This is a genomic window from Streptomyces sp. AK010, from assembly GCF_014207295.1.
Taxonomy (GTDB): Bacteria; Actinomycetota; Actinomycetes; order Streptomycetales; family Streptomycetaceae; genus Streptomyces; species Streptomyces massasporeus.
In genome coordinates this window covers 48,719-64,170 of record NZ_JACHCX010000007.1, presented here as the reverse complement: position 1 = coordinate 64,170, position 15,452 = coordinate 48,719, and the positions used below count along the sequence as shown (strand labels likewise).

Here is a 15,452-nt window from a genome sequence, read left to right as displayed (position 1 = left end):
CTCGCGTTGTGAACGCTCCCAGCACGTATGGGCGGATCACTGACCATGCCCCCGACCCCTGCATCCAGAGGGAACGCATGAAGAACTTACGGACCGTCATCACCGCCGTGCTGGTGATCGCCCTGTCGAGCCTCGGACTCGGCGCCGCCTCCGCGGCCGACACCACCGCGAAGCACTGCACCGGCACATCCGGCCCCGCGGCACCCGCGACGCGAGCCGCCGCCCAGCCGGTCACCGTGTGGCTGGCCGGCGACTCGACGATGGCCAATCCCGGCTCCGCCCGCTGCCCCGTCGGCTGGGGCAGCCAGTTCGACGCCCTGTTCACCTCCGACGTGACCGTCAGGAACCAGGCTGTCGGAGGCCGCAGCATCCAGACCTGGCTGTACGAGGGGAACGTCAGCGGCACCAAGGGCTCGGACGGCGAATGCCGTCTCACCTCCACCGCGTACTCCGCACGCTGGCAGGCGATGCTGAACGCGAGCACCGGGATGAAGGCGGGCGACTACCTCTTCATCCAGTTCGGCATCAACGACTCCTCCTCGGCCTGCCCCCGGCACGTCGGCCCCGCCCGCTACCGGCAGTTGATGACCACGATGGCGCAGGCCGCCCTCGCCCGGGGCGCGCACCCGGTGCTGCTCACCCCGGTGGCGGCCATCACCTGCTCCGGCGGCACCGCGACCAAGAACCGCGGCTTCGTGAGCGAGACCTTCGCCGCCGGATCCGCCACCGGGGCGCCGGTCGTCGACCTGCAGTCGCTGAGCGTCTCGCTCTACAACAGCCTGCGCTTCTGCCCGCACAACGGCGACTACAGCTCGGGGCCCGTGGGCGCCTTCTTCTGCAACGACCACACCCACTTCGAGACGTACGGCGCACAGCGGATCGCCGGGCTCGTCGCCGGGGACGTGCGCAGGCAGAACCTCCCGCTCGCCGGCCATCTCGGGTAGCGCCGCGATCCGGTCGGGAGGGGCTGACTAGCATGGCTGTCGGCATCCGAAGAAGCCGTGCCGGCTCCTGGCCGGCCGGTACCGGCAGAGGGCAGGAAGGCGCAGCACGATGACGGGGCTCAGCGACGCCGTCGCACTCGACGACCCGGTGGGCGAGTCGCTCCGCGGGCATCACGCACATCTCGCCCGGCGGCTCGGTGGCGCCGTCACCTACGTACCCGGAGTCGCGACCTTCTCCGCGGTGCCGGCCGAACCGGACGCGGAGGCATGGGCCGACCTGGCGAAGCTCCTGGGCCCGGGTGAGTTCGCCGACATGTTCAGTTGCCCCGCGACGCCGCCGTCGGACTGGGAGCCGGTCTTCGAGCTGGAGGGCCGCCAGCTCATCTGGGCCGGTGACGGCGCTCCGGAGCTGTCTCGCGCCGCGTCCGACTCCGGCGTGGTCGAACTCGGGGCAAAGAGCGTGCCCGAGATGCTCGACCTCGTCGAGCGGACCCGTCCGGGACCCTTCTGGCCCCGGACGCATGAGCTCGGCACCTACCTCGGCATCCGCGACGGCGGTGCACTGGTGGCGATGGTGGGGGAGCGGCTGAAGCCTCCTGGGTGGACCGAGATCAGCGCCGTCTGCACCGCACCCGAGGCGCGCGGGCAGGGCCATGCGGTCCGCCTGATCCGCGCACTCATCGCCCGCGTCGTCGCCCGCGGCGACCGCCCCTTCCTGCACGTGGCCGAGGCCAACACCGGCGCCCTCGCACTCTACGAACGGCTGGGCTTCGAGACCCGGAAGCACGTGACGTTCCGCGGGTTCCGCACGCCGTGAGGGACTGACCCGGCGACGGGCCGTCGGGTGACGCGGACCGGTCCCGGCTGCGGAGGATCGGCGCGCGCCGAGGTTCCGGGCGGGGACGCATGCTCGGCGCCACGGCGTCCTCGAACGGTCATGCGACGTGTCAGAAACGCGGCGGAGTTCCTGACAGTTCGCTCGTCGAGGCCAAGCCGCGGTGCGGACAGGATGTCTCGTCGACACCCGCACAAGCCGGTCCACCCAGGAGTCACTCATGACCACGTTCGTTCACGTCCCCGCGTCGAGGATCACCGGAGACCTCGAGTCGATCGGTCAGCGCCCGGGTGCGGACTCCGGCGACCCGCAGCTGGGCCTTCTGCGTTTCGACACCGACGGGACGGTCCGTGCGGGTGTGTGGGAGTCCCGGCCCGGCGGGTGGCCCGTCGTGGAGCGTGAGGACACCGAGACCTGCTACATCCTGAGCGGCCGGGCGCTCGTCACCGACGCCGCCACCGGAGAGACCTTCGAGATCTCCGCCGGAGACGTCATCGTCCAGCCCAAGGGCTGGTCCGGCCGCTGGGACGTCAAGGACACGATCCGCAAGGTGTACAGCATCGGCCTGTGACGGCGTGACTCACCAGGACGCGTCCTCCCACTGGTCCAGCAGGGTCTCGGCCGACCCTCCTCGGGTTTGCCGGCCGGGACGCGGGGGGACTGCTCGGTCCAGATCACCTTGCCGCGGGCCATGTAGCGCGCACCCCACCGCTGGGCGAACCGGGCGACCAGGAACAACCCCCGCCCGCCCTCGTCGGTGGTCGCGGCCCGGCTCCAGGGCCGGCAGAAGTTGCGGACGACGAGCGTCATGTTGCTCTTGGCGGCCCGTCGGTCGTCGCGGCTCTCGCACGCGGTGAGCGAGGAGGCGGCTGCGCCGATCGCGACCGAGCTGTGCACGGGCGCGTTCGTACTGGCAGCGGCAGGGCTTCTCGACGGGCGGCGCGCCACCACGCACTGGGCGCACACCGACGTCCTGGCCGCCCGCCACCCGCGGGTGGAGGTCGACCCCGACGTGCTCTACGTGGACAACGGCAGCGTGCTCACCTCCGCCGGCAAGGCCGCCGCCCTGGACCTGTGCCTGCACCTCGTCCGTCTCGACCTCGGCTCGTCGGTCGCCAACGCCGTCGCCCGCCGCCTGGTGGTGCCACCGCACCGGGCGGGCGGCCAGGCCCAGTTCGTCACCGCCCCGGTGCCCGAGCAGGACGACCACCCGCTCGCCGCCCTGTTCCCCTGGATCATCGAACGGCTCGACCAGCCGCTGACCGTGGAGGATCTGGCCCGCCGGGCGGGAATGAGCTCCCGTCACCTGGGCCGCCACTTCAGGGCCCTGACCGGCACGACCCCGCTTCAGTGGCTGCTGACCCAGCGGATCCGGCACGCCCAGGAACTGCTGGAGAAGACCGACGACGGCGTCGACACCATCGCGGCGGCCACCGGCATGGGGACCGCCACGACGCTGCGCCGCCACTTCAACCGCACGGTCGGGGTGCCCCCGGACGCCTACCGCAGGACGTTCCGCTCACGGGCTCGCTGACTGCGGGGGAGCTACGCCCGTCCGGCGCCGTACAGGACGGCGAACACCCCTGCGGCGCGGGTGCCCTCCGGCGTCTCCCAGGTGCCGCCGACGTGGCCGACGGCTCCCTGCGGAGGGAGGATCCGGCCGTCGGGAGCCGGCTGAAGGGCACGGTGCAGACGAAGGGTCGTGCCCTGCGGCGTGGTCAGCGCGGTGCCTTCCCCGTCGTCGGTCGCGGTGAAGTCCTTGGAAAGGAGCCCTTCACCGGTGCAGGAGGCGACGACCCCGCGCGCGGGGTCGTCGCTGACGTTCTGGTCCTGGGCCTGCGCACGCCCCTCGATCAGGGCCGCCAACCGGTCGGCCAGCACCGGGTCATGGCAACCGTCGTAGGCCCAGCGCTGCCCCAGCACACCGTGCTCCATCGCGCCGACGAGAGCGTGCTCCGCCCCGTCGAGCGGAGCACCGCGATAGGTGAGGGGCACCAGGTACGCCACCGGCTGAGGGCCGGAGGCGTCGGTGACCACCATGAACTCGATCCCCACCTCGCCCTGCGGATCGTCGAGCCGGAAGCCGCCCGCCTTCGCCAGCGTCGGTTCACCGGCGCCAGCCCGGTACCACGGACGGGAAGGCAGCCAGGACGTGAGCAGTTCCAGCTTGGTCGGCTTCAGGGTGGTGCGGTGGATGACGGCCATGCCGAAGGGTCCCTTCCCACGAGTCGTACGGGCGATCACACTTTCGCATCCGCGTGGCGTCGGCACAGCTGTGGAAGGCGGCAGTGCGTGCGCGTGGTTTCCGAAACCGACGCCGCGGTTTCCGGTACCGAACGCCACGCGGAGGATAAGACCATGACCACGCCGCCGGGCAGGGTGATCTGCGACATCACGATCTCGGCCGACGGGTACCCGGCAGGGCTCGGCCAGACCGAGGAGCGCCCGTTCAAAGAGGACGGCGGTGACGGCTCGGGCGCCGGGCTGCACGCCTGGATGTTCGACACACCCGACGAGAACCGGGCCGAGATCGACCGGCTGAACACGGCCGGGGCGTTCATCACGGGGCGCAACATGTTCGGCCCGGTACGGGGCGCATGGGATCGCCGCTGGAACGGCTGGTAGGGGGCAGACGATCACCGTGTACGGCACGGCGAGGAAGGCGGCCGCGCCGTTGCCGTAAGCCGGACCCGGCACCGCGGTGAAGGTGTACGCGGTGAAGACCGTGCCGCCGAGCAGGAACCAGGTCCACACCGGGCCGAGGCTGCGGTCGGCCAGTGCCCGGCCTTCGAGGGACGGCAGCCGGTCGCTGGGGTGCAGGCGCCGTGCGGTGACCGCGAGCAGCGACGCTCCGCCGATCACGGCGAGGAGCGTCCGGAGGCCCGCGGATGAGGCGGGCCGCCCGCATGGCGAGGGCGGTGCGCTGGTATCTGCGCGAGCGGACGGGCGAGTCGGAAAACGACCGCTACTGCCTCCGCTGGCAGCGCCGCCACCCCCACGCCCCCCGTCCGACCCGCCGCGAGTATCAGGTGCTGCGCACGCGGCACCAGGAGGCCCGCACTCAGAGCCGCTGCTGCTGAGCGGCGTCGGCGCGATGATGACCGGGTTCCGTGTGACATGCCCGTCGGGACGCACGCACCGCGGGGTGCTGCGTACGGCGCTGCGCGGCCTCGGGCACGATGCCGAGGCCGCGCAGGTGCCGGACGCGCGCCCCGCGCGGCGGGTCGACGACACCCCGGACCACCGCCACGTCCAGCGCGCGCTGCCGCAGCGATTATCGACCTGGCGCTTCGTCACCCGCGGGCGTTCGCGAAGCCCATGGCGTGCCGGGCCCGTTCATGCATGATGACGGGATGAATCAGAGCGGCCAGCGCTTCCACGTCATCGTGCTGTCGAACTTCGCCAGAGGCTTCGACAAGTACGCGTTCGCTTACGGCAAGGCGGGGATCGTGGAGAGCACCTTTCCCGACCGGTTCCATCTGCTGACGCGTGCGGAGCTGGGCATAGGCATCGGCAAGGCGCGACGCCTGCTGGACCGGCTGGCGATACCGGGCGACCGGCTGCTGGTACTGGAAACCGTGGTGGACCCCGACCAGCTGGTGCCCAACGTGTCGACCGGCCTCGGCATGGAACTGCACGAGGCCCGCATCCGTTTGTCGGCCGTCCACGAGCTCGACCAGGCGGGCGACGCGTTCACTCTGCGCCCGACGACCGTTGAGGACGCGATGGCGGCCTCCCTGCACCTGCACGGATCGGACCTGCGTCGTTACGCCGACACACGACCGCGCTCGGTGTCGCTTCTGCCGGTCGCCTCCGCCTGCCAGGCCCGGTGTTCGTTCTGCTTCTCCTCGGCCTCGATCTCCAGCGACCAGGCACCGGCACGGGTCCCGTGGGACGCGGTGACCCACTGGCTGGAGCGCGCCCGTGCGGCGGGCGCCGAGCGGGCGGTGATCACCGGCGGCGGGGAGCCCACGCTCATACCGTTCGATCAGCAGTTGCGCCTGGTGTCCGCGTGCTCGGCGGCCTTCCCGAAGGTCGTCCTGATCACCAACGCACACACCCTGGCGAAAGGCCCGCACGCCGACCGGGCCGAGCGCCTCGCAGCCCTGAGCTCCGCAGGTCTGAGCGTGCTCGCGGTCTCCCGGCACCACCATGACGACGCCGTCAACGAGCGGCTGATGATGCTGCGCACGCCGGTCAGATCCGTGATTGACAGCTGGCGCAAGGAACGTGACCGCCTGCCGGGGCTGCGGATGAGGCTGATCTGCGTGCTCCAGCACGGCGGCGTCGCCGACGCGGCCGAGGTCGCCGACTACCTGTCGTGGGCCGCGGCTCAAGGCGTCGAGGAAGTCTGCTTCAAAGAGCTCTACGTATCCACCAGCACCGAGTCGCTCTACTTCGACCGCGCCGCCAACGTCTGGAGCCGAGAACACCAGATTTCGCTGTCCGTCGTCACCGGGTTCGCCGAGGAGCACGGTTTCGGACTCGCGAGCCGTCTGCCCTGGGGCGCACCGGTCTACGACGGCAAGTGGGACGGACGGCCGATGCGGATCGCCGCCTACACCGAACCCAGCCTGCTCTGGGAACGCACCAACGGGATCGCACGCAGCTGGAACGTCATGGCCGACGGACGCTGCTACGCCTCCCTGGAAGACCGCGCCAGCGAGATCGTGCCGGAAGGCGCGACGGCATGAGGTTCGGCGAGTTCCAGGAATTCCGGCAGCGCCGGCTCCGTGCCTCCTCGTCGCTCCTGGACGCCGCCGAGACCAATGTGTACCGGGCCCTCGCTCCGATGCGACCGGAACCGCCGACCGAGGTGACCACGGTGCACCGGTGCGATCTCGCCCGTGCCTGGCTGCGGCGCTACGCGCTGCCGGAGGAGTGGTCCGGCCACGCCCTGGTCAGTCGAGGGGTCCGGCACGGGCTCGGCGCGGTGTTCCACTGGCTGCGCTCCGTGCAGGCGCGGTTGTGGCTGCCCGGCGACGTGTATCCGGTCTACTTCGAGCTGGCCCGCGCCGCCGGCCTGACGCCCGCGTCCTACCCGACGCTGCCGGCGCCCGCCCTGCCGAGGTCGCCGGCGGACCACCGGCCCGAATACCTGCTGCTCGCCAACCCCAGCAAGCCGCTCGGCCGGTACCTGTCCGACACCGAGTGCGCAGCGGTGATCTCGTGGTTGCGGCAATCACCACGCCGCCACCTGCTGATCGACAGCGTCTACGACCTGGGAGCTCCGTTCGCCGCCGGTACACGGCGCTTGCTGGACACCGGCCGTGCGGTCCTGCTGCATTCGGTCACCAAGGGCTGGCTGTGGCCACGCACGTTCGGTGTCGTCCTGCCGGGTCCGGCGCACACCGGCCTGGCCGAAGCGCTCCGGGCGGATCCGCCGCCCTCGGCACAGCTGAGGCTCGCCGACCGGCTGCTGACCGAGCACGGCGACGTGCCCCGGCAGGTCGCCGACGAACTGGCCGCACGGGCCGAGCGGCTTTTCGAACGGTTGCCGGGCGACGTGCGCGCCGCGATTCCCACGGCGAGCCGGACATGTCCCGGCAACTACTTCTTCCCGGTTGGAATTCCGGCGGAGACGCTCCGGCGCGAGTACGGCGTGCTGGCCATGCCGGTCGGTGTGTTCGGGGAGAGCAGTTGGCCCGGCTCCATCCTGACCAGCCTCGCCGACGCCTTCGGCCCCCCGTCGGCGGTGACACGCTGAAGGTCCAGCTCACGACGCCCTTCGGCAACGCCACGCGGAGCTGGACCACCGGTAGCCCCCACGGGGTTGCTGCTCAGCTGCCCACGGTGCTGCGGAAGTCGCGGACGGCGAGGGACAGCACCGGATGACGCCGGGCGAGCACCGACAACGGCGCTTTTGGCCCGGTCCATGCGCGGCCTCGGCCGAGCGCCGGCCGTCCGCTGATCCGCATGGGCACGCGGCACACCGTACCGTCGGGCAGCTGCTGGATCAGGTGGGCGCGTGCGGACAGCCGGAAGGGCAGCCGCAGCACGTCTTGATACCTGAAGCGGACAGCCGGAATGCCGTCGGCGGTCAGTTCCGCCCGGGTGCTCCGGCCGTCCGCGCGGAGCGTGAACACGCCCTGCTCCTTCGGGATGCCCCATAGGGCGCGTCCCCCGGCCAGGGCCCCGTCGTCGTCGACCCAGGCGGCGACGGTGCTGCCGGCGAGACGGTGCCCGTGGCGCACGGCCAGGGCGACGAGGAACTCGCGGTAGGCGAGGATGCCGTCGGGCCGGTAGTCGACCCAGAAGGTGACCAGAGTGGCGCGGCGCCGCACGACCCAGGGGCGGACGCCGGCCGGCAGGGGCCAGGACGGCAGGTCGTCCGCCGGGACGCGCCACAGCGAGACGACCATGTCGCCGGTGAGGCGCCACGGAGAGGGAGGAAAGGGGACGGCTGGTCGTTCCACGGCGTGATGACCGACTTCCTCGGCTCGGACTCGTACGCCCGATTGTTCCACCCGGGACGGGCTGGGGCGCGCCTGCGGCGCGGTGCCACGGGCGCGTCCCGGTCGGCTCGACGAGTGCGGGCCGCGTGCCCAGCTGTCGTCTACCCGCCCTCCGGGCCATCCTCCGGCGCCGGTTCGATGCCCACCGGCATCGGGGGCGTTCCATGGAAGCGGATCACCGAGTATGTCTCCCCGTCCCCGGGCGGGCGTGTCCAGAACGGGCCACGAACGTGTGCAGCCGCCCGTTCACGATCGCGTGGCGCGGCAGCAGGACACCGAACTCGCCCGCCACCGCTTCCAGCAGCGACCGCTCCGTCTCGGCACCGTCGGCCCCCTCACCGAAGAACAGCCTCGGGTCCATGGTCCGCGGTATCTCCCCGCTCTGCCCGGTCTCCCCGTCCGCGTGGGTGAACGCGTACTGCTCGACACCGTCGTGCGCCACCGACAGATGGAAGCACCGTTCCCGGTGCTCTGCTCTCAGGTCGCTCCACACTGGCAGCCAGGGAATCCGCCCACTCCTCGCTCCAAACGCGCAGAAACGACCGCCAGTCGAATGCCGTGGTGTCCGTCATGGGCCCGATGCTGCCACCCACCACTGACAGCGCTTCACCGCTCGGCGGTGCCGCCGGACTCAGCCGGACGCGGTGACCGGGGACCACACGCCGAACCACTGCTCGGCGCCGTACTCCTCGAACCGCTCCACCTCCGCGAACCCCAACTTCGCCGCGAGGCGCATCGCGCGGTCGTTGGCGCTCTGCGTGCACAGCACCACCGGCTCGCCGGGGGACGTGGCGGCGAACCAGTCGAGGACGGCGGCGCACGCCTCGGCGGCATAGCCGCGCCCCCACGCCTCCGGCAGGAACATGTAGCCGAGCTCGGCCTCCTGGGCATCCGGGCCGAGGTGACCCGGACGCTCGGCATCGCGCCGATCGAGCGTGACCATGCCGATCATCGTCCCGTCGAGTTCGACCACGAAGAGGCCGGGGCGCCGCCCGGGCACCTCGGGCACCGCGCGCTCGAGCTCCTCACGCGGCCGGGAGCCGCCGACGTAGGTGCCCACCTCCGGCGATGCGAACAGCTCGATGAACGCGGCACGGTCCCGGGCCTCGGACGTGCGAAGCACGAGCCGTTCGGTCCTCGACGTGGCAGGTGGCCAGGTGCCGCTTCCGAGTTCAGCCATGGCCGGCAACCTATCTCAACCCCCGCGTCGCGCCGGCAGGTGTGCCTGACGTCAGCGCCAGCACGCTCAGGCCGAACCTCAGGACGCCCAGGGGGAGATGGAGCGACGGAACGCGTGCGATGCCCCAGACCACCTGACCCGAGGCGAGCACGAGGAAACCCGTCGCGTGCCGGACAGGCCGGGGCGAGCCGCCGCCCGGCTTCCACGCCGGCACCGCGGCGAGCAGGTACAGCATCGACGCCCCGTACATCACCCGGGCTCCGACACTGTGCAGCACCTCTCCACAGGACGAGGTCAGCAGCAGGCCGGCGGAGACCGCCTGGAGGAAGATGGTCAACGTCCGCAGGGCGATCGTGATCTGAAGGAACGTGGACCCGCGCCGCGCCGTCGCTGTCACCTGAGTGGCGTCACAGTCCTCTCTTCCGCCGTCGGGCGGTAGATCGATAAGGTCTCACCAGCCCGACGACGCCAGGCTGCCAAAGGTAAGGCGAGGGGGTCGCCACAAGCATGGGGACGCTCGGGACCAGGGCTGATGACATAGCGGGCGAACAACGCCAACGGGCGTCAATCCTTCCCGCAGCATTCGGTGTTGGGCTCGAAATGTTTCGCCCAGGGCCAGCGGCTACAGCCGCCCTGGCGCCGTCATCCAGCGCCACTGAGTGAACTGCTCCAGGCTGGCGGTGCCGCCGATGCGGGAGGCGTTGCCCGAGACGCCCATGCCGCCGAAGGGCGCGTTCGCGGCGTCCTTCGCGGACACGTCGTTGATGTGGATCATGCCCGTGCGCAGCCGCTGCGCCAGCGCGGTCGCCCGGGGCACGGACCGTGAGTGGACGGCGGCGGTCAGGCCGTACGCCGTGTCATTGGCGATCTCCACGGCCTCGTCCTCGCCGCGGAACGGGACGACGGGAGCGACAGGTCCGAATATCTCTTCGTGGAAGGCCGGCATGGACCGTTCGACATGGTCCAGCACGGTGGGCGGGTAGAAGAGCCCCTCGCGGCTGCCGCCGGTCAGCGCGCGTGCTCCGGCGGCCACGCTCTCGTCCACGATCCGTTCGATCCGGGCCGCCTGCCGCTCGCTGATCACCGGACCGAGCGCCATGCCCTCGACGCGGGGATCGCCGACCGGCAGCGCCTGAGCCTGCCGGACGAGCGCCTCGGTGTACGCCTCGACGACATCCGCGTGGACGACATGGCGTCCCGCGGCGACGCAGGCCTGGCCCTGGTAGCCGAACGAACTCATGGCACCCGCCGCGGCGGCCGCCTCCACGTCCGCGTCTTCCAGCACGATGATCGAGTTCTTGCCGCCGAGCTCCAGCGACACGCGTTTGAGCCCTTCGCCGGCGATCCGGGCCACCTCACGCCCCACCGCGGTGGAACCGGTGAACGCGACCATCGCGACATGCCGGTCGGCGGCGACCGCCCGCCCGGTCGCCGCGTCACCGGGCAGGACGTGCAGCACGCCCTCGGGCAGCCCGGCCTCCCGGAACAGTTCAGCGACCAGGACGCCGCCGGACACGGGAGTCAGAGGGTCGGGCTTGAGCAGCACCGCGTTGCCGAGGGCCAGAGCGGGCGCCAGTGCCCGCATCGCGAACAGCAGCGGCGCGTTCCACGGGGTGATCACCCCGACGACGCCCAGCGGTACCCGCCACGCCAGACTCGTCCCGCCGGACACCGGCGGTGCGAGGACCTCGCCCAGGGGCTGCGACGCGAGCCCGATCGCGTGCTGGAGCTGGGCGAGGCCGGCCGTGATCTCGTAGTCACCCTTGGCCGGGACGCCCCCCGACTCCCGGACGATCCATTCGCGGATCACCTCGCTGTGCTCCCGCAGGGCGTGACCGGCATGCGTCAGAACGGCGACCCGCTCGGACGCGGGGGCGGCCGCCCACTTCGGCGCGGTCCGGGCGGCGCCGGCGCCCGCCCGTGCGACATCGGCGGGAGAGGCCACGCCCGCCCGCGCCAGAGGCTCACCGGTGGCCGGTTCGATCACGGGGCTGGTGCCGCCCTCGGCGGTCCGCCAGCCTTCGCTGTAGATCTTCCCCGTCCACTCGGTCGCGTCCGGCCAGGTCCGCTCGCCGTCGACAGGCATGGTCACGACCTCCGCCCTGGCCCTCGGATGCTCCCATGCGGCCCATCAGCGTCTCTGGCCATTCAACCCGGGACGGGGCTATCTGTCATTCTTGGGACATATCCGATCGAAGCAGTGAGAATGCCTAGCGGGTGAGGCGGGTTGAGGCTCCATGGCGAGATCTGCGTCCGTCCCGGGCGAGGGCAGTGGGCCACCGCCCGAGGACCTCGTCGACGAGGCTGCCACCGTGACCACCGCGAAGGCCGTCGTGGACGGGCATGGCATCGTCACGGGGTGGAGTGAGGGGGCACGCCGACTGCTCGGCCACCGGGCCTCGGAGGTGATCGGCCGGCCCGCTTCGGCACTGCTCGCCGACGGGCCCCCGCAGGAGGCCCTGAGCTCCCTGCTCACGCTCCCCAGGTGGAACGGACGGGCGACGCTGCTGCACCGCGAGGGACACGCCCTCACCGTGAACCTCCTGGCTCACCTCCGGCAGGACGGAGACGGTCACGAAGAGTGGCTCCTGCTCACGGCGGTCGGCCGCCCCGGGGTGAGCCCCGACGACGACGCGTTCCTCAGGCGGAGCTTCACCCAGTCCACCTGCACGACGGCGCTGTACGACACCGGCTTGCGGCTGGTCAGGGCCAACGCGGACATGGAACGGGTGATCGGCCTGCCCGAGGAGGCGATGTACGGACTGCGGGTCTCGGAGATCGTCCGCCACCCGCAGGCCGACCGCACCGAAGAGGCCATGCGGCGTGCCCTGGACACCGGTGAGCGGCAGGATCTCCAGGTCTCGCTGCAGCTCGCGGGCCATGAACGCCCCAGCGTGTGGAACGTGTCCCTCGCCCCGGTACGGGACGGCGACGGCCGGACGCAAGGGGTGCTGCTCTCGGCGCACGACATGACCGAGCAGCACGTCGCCCGGCAGCGGCTGGCCCTGCTGAACGAGGCCAGTCTGCGCATCGGCAGCACACTCGACCTGGACCGCACCGCGCAGGAGCTCGCCGACGTGGCCGTTCCGTGGTTCGCCGACTTCGTCACCGTCGACCTGCTGCCCTCCATCGACGACGGCGACGACCCGCCCGCGGGCTCCCCGCACGGTCCCGTGCGGCTGCGCCGCGTCGCCCACCAGTCGGTACTCGAAGGCTGTCCCGAGGCCGTCGTCCCGAACGGGACCGTGGCCGTCTACCCGGACAAGTCGGCGGCGGCCGAGTGCCTGGCCGCCGGCCGGCCGCTCATCCAGCAGATCACCGGCGAGGTCATGGCGGACGTGCTGCGCCAGACCCCCGAGCGAGGGGAACGGATGCGGCGGTTCGGGTTCCACTCGGTCCTGGCCGTGCCCATGCGAGCGCGCGGCCTCACCCTCGGCGTGGCTACCTTCTCCCGCCACCGGAACCCGGAGCCCTTCGAACAGGACGACCTGCTGCTCGGCCAGGAGATCACCGACAGAGCCGGCCTCTGCATCGACAACGCCCGCAGGTTCACCCGGGAGCGCGCCACCTCGCTCACCCTGCAGAGCAGCCTCCTGCCGCGACGACTGCCCGAACAGTCGGCCCTCGACGCGGCCTCCCGCTACCTGCCCGCCACCACACAAGCCGGGGTGGGCGGCGACTGGTTCGACGTCATCCCGCTGTCCGGGGCCCGCGTCGCGCTGGTCGTCGGCGATGTCGTCGGCCACGGCATCCAGGCCTCGGCGACCATGGGGCGGCTGCGGACCGCCGTGCGGACCCTCGCCGACGTCGACCTCCCTCCCGACGAACTGCTCACCCACCTGGACGACCTCGTCAGCCACCTGGCCGCGGGCGCCGACGGCACCGGCGACATCGGCGCCACCTGCCTGTACGCCGTCTACGACCCGGTCTCCCGACGCTGCTCCCTGGCGCGAGCCGGGCATCCCGTCCCGGCGCTGCTGACACCGGACGGACAGGCGGAGTTCCTCGACGTACCCTCGGGACTTCCGCTGGGGCTCGGCGGTCTGCCCTTCGAGGTCCTCGAACGCGAGCTGCCCGTGGGCAGCGTCCTCGCGCTGTACACCGACGGTCTTCTCGAGGCCGGGTCCCGGGACATCGACGACAGCATGGACAAGTTCCTCCGGATCCTGCGGACCTCCGACGCCTCACTCGAGGGCACCTGCGACGCGGTCCTGCGAGCCATGCTTCCGGAACGGCCGGCCGACGACGTGGCCCTGCTCGTGGCCCGCACCCGCGCGCTCGACACCTTCCACGTGGCCTCCTGGGACGTACCGGCCGACACCGCCGCCGTCGCCGCGGCACGCAAGAACGCGTGCCGGCAACTGGCCGAGTGGGGACTCGACGACTGCGTGTTCGTCACCGAGCTGGTGGTCAGCGAGCTGGTCACCAACGCCATCCGGCACGCCGAGCCCCCCATCGAGCTGAGGCTGATCTACGACCAAACCCTCATCTGCGAGGTGTCGGACGGCAGCACCACCGCCCCGCACATGCGACGGGCCCGCACCTACGACGAGGGCGGACGGGGGCTGCTCCTGGTGGCCCAGACGTGCCAGGGCTGGGGAGCCAGGCACACGACGAACGGCAAGGTCATCTGGGCGGAGCAGACGATCCCCGGTGTCTGAGCGACTGCGGGTGCCCGGGCGGCTTCAGCCGCTCCGGGACGGACAGTCGCCGAAGCAGGCCTCGGCGACGGCGCAACTGTCCTCGTAGAGGTGGTAGAGGGTGATCCGCCCGTCCCCTACCGTGGTGTGCAGGGCGAACGCGGTGTCGATCTCCCGGCCCGTCTTCCTGACCTCGCAGACCATGCGAGCGATGAGCTCTACGTCGTCGCCCACGGCGGTATCTGCCGGAGCTCAAAACTTCTTGGCCGCAGGCCAGCCGAGCTGCTCGGCGAGTCCTACGGCGATCCCCTCGGGCCCGCGGACGCAGCAGAGCCGATAGATGTTCTCGAACTGCACGATCTCGCCGACCAGTTCGGCACCCTGGGCTCGCAGGCGGGCGACGGCGTCCTCGATGGCGTCGACGGCGAACATGACGCGACGCAGGCCGAGGGTGTTCGCCGGAGCGTCCTTCGGCTCGGGGGCGACGGCCGCCGGCCTGTGGAACTTCGCCGGCTCCACCCGCCCGGGGCCGTCCGGTACCCGCAGCATGGCGACGCCCTGCTCGACGTCCTCGAGCCCGATGACCCGCTCCGCGCCGCGCCCTTCGAGTGGCCCCTTGCCCTCGAGCTCCAAGCCGAGTTCGACGAAGAACGCGATGACGGCCTCCAGGTCGTCGACGACGATGAGGACGTCGTCCATCCACTGAACCGCCATGCCGGGCCACCTTCGTGAGGGACCGCCACGGTAGCCGCTCGGTGTCCCGAAGCCCCGGGAAGCGGCTGGTCAAGGCGGGCGGTCCACGTCACCGGGGTGTGCGCGACCCATCCTGCCCGGTTCGGTCCGGCCCCGCTCACCCCTCGATCGCTCCCCTGCACATTCCTTTGGAAAATGCCAAAGCGTTCACCTGCGTCGAGCACCCACCGTAGTGTCGTGCTCACGTTCGCGGGAACGGCCGTGCAGGGGGAGGGGGTTCGGCGTGCCCGGAATCGACGAGAGTCTGCTGGAGGCCATGCGGCTGCCAGGTGCTCGAGGGGCGTCGGTGGTCGACTGGATCAGTGGTCTTGCGCTGGGCGCGGTGGGTGACGCACCCGGTGGCGACGCGGAGGCGACGGCGGCGGAAACCGCCGAACTCGCCCGGCTCGCCACCGAGAGCGGCGTCCTCGGCCTCACCGGCGGCGACGACGCCAGGGGGGAGACCGGCGGGCTGTCCGGCAAGGAACCCCCGGTACAGGACCTGATCATCACGAACGCCGACTCGTACCACCTGCTCAGGTTCGTCACCACGGCCTTCGACAGCACCGTGTTCGTGCACTTATGGCTCGACCGCGGCGAAGGGAACCTCGCTCTGGCCCGCATACGGCTGGCCGAGATGGCGGACCGGCTGGTGCTCGGATGACC

Annotated in this window: 16 protein-coding genes and 3 pseudogenes; 10 read left to right on the top strand and 9 right to left on the bottom strand. The window is 71.5% G+C overall.

The window, feature by feature from the left end; genetic code table 11:
* The first annotated feature begins 77 nt into the window (after positions 1-77).
* The 3 genes from HDC93_RS15490 (at position 78) to HDC93_RS15480 (ending at position 2,350) form a co-directional block, all read left to right on the top strand.
* A complete protein-coding gene (locus HDC93_RS15490) occupies positions 78-944 on the top strand; it encodes a GDSL-type esterase/lipase family protein (protein ID WP_185011189.1) in 867 nt (288 codons plus the stop codon).
* Positions 945-1,053: 109 nt separating this feature from the next.
* Positions 1,054-1,761, top strand: coding sequence for a GNAT family N-acetyltransferase (locus tag HDC93_RS15485; RefSeq protein ID WP_185011187.1), 708 nt, complete (start codon positions 1,054-1,056; stop codon positions 1,759-1,761).
* Positions 1,762-1,999: 238 nt separating this feature from the next.
* The gene (locus HDC93_RS15480) at positions 2,000-2,350 is read left to right on the top strand and encodes a cupin domain-containing protein (RefSeq protein ID WP_185011185.1); all 351 of its coding nucleotides are present in this window, start codon (positions 2,000-2,002) and stop codon (positions 2,348-2,350) included.
* Between the two features lie 9 nt (positions 2,351-2,359).
* Here HDC93_RS15480 and HDC93_RS39670 read toward each other — a convergent pair.
* Positions 2,360-2,550, bottom strand: a pseudogene (locus tag HDC93_RS39670) (hypothetical protein); the annotation flags it as partial.
* Between the two features lie 85 nt (positions 2,551-2,635).
* Between HDC93_RS39670 and HDC93_RS15475 the strand changes: the two are divergent.
* Positions 2,636-3,313 (top strand): annotated as a pseudogene (locus HDC93_RS15475) (helix-turn-helix domain-containing protein); the annotation flags it as partial.
* 11 nt (positions 3,314-3,324) lie between these two features.
* Here the strand turns inward: HDC93_RS15475 and HDC93_RS15470 are convergent.
* On the bottom strand, positions 3,325-3,984 hold the full coding sequence (locus HDC93_RS15470) for a maltokinase N-terminal cap-like domain-containing protein (RefSeq protein ID WP_185011183.1): 660 nt from the start codon (positions 3,982-3,984) through the stop codon (positions 3,325-3,327).
* A gap of 153 nt (positions 3,985-4,137) precedes the next feature.
* Here HDC93_RS15470 and HDC93_RS15465 point away from each other — a divergent pair.
* The 4 genes and pseudogenes from HDC93_RS15465 to HDC93_RS15450 form a co-directional block, all read left to right on the top strand.
* A pseudogene (locus tag HDC93_RS15465) lies at positions 4,138-4,401 on the top strand (riboflavin biosynthesis protein RibD); the annotation flags it as partial.
* A 284-nt stretch (positions 4,402-4,685) separates the two neighbouring features.
* Positions 4,686-4,859: a YbdD/YjiX family protein gene (locus HDC93_RS15460; RefSeq protein ID WP_260419584.1), complete on the top strand. Its 174-nt coding sequence runs from the start codon at positions 4,686-4,688 to the stop codon at positions 4,857-4,859.
* A 273-nt stretch (positions 4,860-5,132) separates the two neighbouring features.
* Complete coding sequence (locus HDC93_RS15455; protein WP_260419583.1) at positions 5,133-6,473, top strand: radical SAM protein; 1,341 nt, start codon at positions 5,133-5,135, stop codon at positions 6,471-6,473.
* A complete protein-coding gene (locus tag HDC93_RS15450; protein WP_185011179.1) occupies positions 6,470-7,486 on the top strand; it encodes an aminotransferase class I/II-fold pyridoxal phosphate-dependent enzyme in 1,017 nt (338 codons plus the stop codon). Before HDC93_RS15455 ends, HDC93_RS15450 begins: the two co-directional genes overlap by 4 nt.
* Positions 7,487-7,559: 73 nt before the next feature.
* On the opposite strand, the gene HDC93_RS15445 is transcribed toward HDC93_RS15450, so the two are convergent.
* The 5 genes from HDC93_RS15445 to HDC93_RS15425 all read right to left on the bottom strand — a co-directional run bounded on the left by HDC93_RS15445 (position 7,560) and on the right by HDC93_RS15425 (position 11,500).
* Positions 7,560-8,195: an acetoacetate decarboxylase family protein gene (locus tag HDC93_RS15445; RefSeq protein WP_185011177.1), complete on the bottom strand. Its 636-nt coding sequence runs from the start codon at positions 8,193-8,195 to the stop codon at positions 7,560-7,562.
* A gap of 214 nt (positions 8,196-8,409) precedes the next feature.
* Entirely contained in the window at positions 8,410-8,676 is a 267-nt protein-coding gene (locus HDC93_RS15440; RefSeq protein WP_311774557.1) for a hypothetical protein, read from the bottom strand.
* 189 nt (positions 8,677-8,865) lie between these two features.
* Positions 8,866-9,414: a GNAT family N-acetyltransferase gene (locus tag HDC93_RS15435; RefSeq protein WP_185011175.1), complete on the bottom strand. Its 549-nt coding sequence runs from the start codon at positions 9,412-9,414 to the stop codon at positions 8,866-8,868.
* 10 nt (positions 9,415-9,424) lie between these two features.
* Positions 9,425-9,811 carry a hypothetical protein gene (locus tag HDC93_RS15430; RefSeq protein WP_185011173.1) on the bottom strand — a complete coding sequence of 129 codons (387 nt, stop codon included), beginning with the start codon at positions 9,809-9,811 and terminating at the stop codon, positions 9,425-9,427.
* A gap of 225 nt (positions 9,812-10,036) precedes the next feature.
* Positions 10,037-11,500, bottom strand: a complete 1,464-nt coding sequence (locus HDC93_RS15425) for an aldehyde dehydrogenase family protein (protein ID WP_185011671.1) — start codon at positions 11,498-11,500, stop codon at positions 10,037-10,039.
* Between the two features lie 151 nt (positions 11,501-11,651).
* Here HDC93_RS15425 and HDC93_RS15420 point away from each other — a divergent pair, with 151 nt between their 5' ends.
* Positions 11,652-14,075 (top strand): SpoIIE family protein phosphatase, encoded by a 2,424-nt coding sequence (locus tag HDC93_RS15420; protein ID WP_185011171.1) that lies wholly within the window; start codon positions 11,652-11,654, stop codon positions 14,073-14,075.
* A gap of 24 nt (positions 14,076-14,099) precedes the next feature.
* On the opposite strand, the gene HDC93_RS15415 is transcribed toward HDC93_RS15420, so the two are convergent.
* Both HDC93_RS15415 and HDC93_RS15410 read right to left on the bottom strand, forming a co-directional pair.
* Positions 14,100-14,288, bottom strand: coding sequence for a hypothetical protein (locus tag HDC93_RS15415; protein WP_185011169.1), 189 nt, complete (start codon positions 14,286-14,288; stop codon positions 14,100-14,102).
* Between the two features lie 18 nt (positions 14,289-14,306).
* Positions 14,307-14,768, bottom strand: a complete 462-nt coding sequence (locus HDC93_RS15410; protein WP_185011168.1) for a VOC family protein — start codon at positions 14,766-14,768, stop codon at positions 14,307-14,309.
* Positions 14,769-15,030: 262 nt separating this feature from the next.
* Here HDC93_RS15410 and HDC93_RS15405 point away from each other — a divergent pair, with 262 nt between their 5' ends.
* On the top strand, positions 15,031-15,450 hold the full coding sequence (locus tag HDC93_RS15405; RefSeq protein WP_185011166.1) for a hypothetical protein: 420 nt from the start codon (positions 15,031-15,033) through the stop codon (positions 15,448-15,450).
* Positions 15,451-15,452: the final 2 nt, after the last annotated feature.

Coding starts and splice junctions, on each gene's coding strand:
- HDC93_RS15480 (WP_185011185.1), top strand. CDS start 2,000: ATGACCACGTTCGTTCACGTCCCCGCGTCGAGGATCACCGGAGACCTC.
- HDC93_RS15460 (WP_260419584.1), top strand. CDS start 4,686: ATGGCGAGGGCGGTGCGCTGGTATCTGCGCGAGCGGACGGGCGAGTCG.
- HDC93_RS15455 (WP_260419583.1), top strand. CDS start 5,133: ATGAATCAGAGCGGCCAGCGCTTCCACGTCATCGTGCTGTCGAACTTC.
- HDC93_RS15470 (WP_185011183.1), bottom strand. CDS start 3,984: ATGGCCGTCATCCACCGCACCACCCTGAAGCCGACCAAGCTGGAACTG.
- HDC93_RS15490 (WP_185011189.1), top strand. CDS start 78: ATGAAGAACTTACGGACCGTCATCACCGCCGTGCTGGTGATCGCCCTG.
- HDC93_RS15450 (WP_185011179.1), top strand. CDS start 6,470: ATGAGGTTCGGCGAGTTCCAGGAATTCCGGCAGCGCCGGCTCCGTGCC.
- HDC93_RS15485 (WP_185011187.1), top strand. CDS start 1,054: ATGACGGGGCTCAGCGACGCCGTCGCACTCGACGACCCGGTGGGCGAG.
- HDC93_RS15420 (WP_185011171.1), top strand. CDS start 11,652: ATGGCGAGATCTGCGTCCGTCCCGGGCGAGGGCAGTGGGCCACCGCCC.
- HDC93_RS15425 (WP_185011671.1), bottom strand. CDS start 11,500: ATGCCTGTCGACGGCGAGCGGACCTGGCCGGACGCGACCGAGTGGACG.
- HDC93_RS15435 (WP_185011175.1), bottom strand. CDS start 9,414: ATGGCTGAACTCGGAAGCGGCACCTGGCCACCTGCCACGTCGAGGACC.
- HDC93_RS15410 (WP_185011168.1), bottom strand. CDS start 14,768: ATGGCGGTTCAGTGGATGGACGACGTCCTCATCGTCGTCGACGACCTG.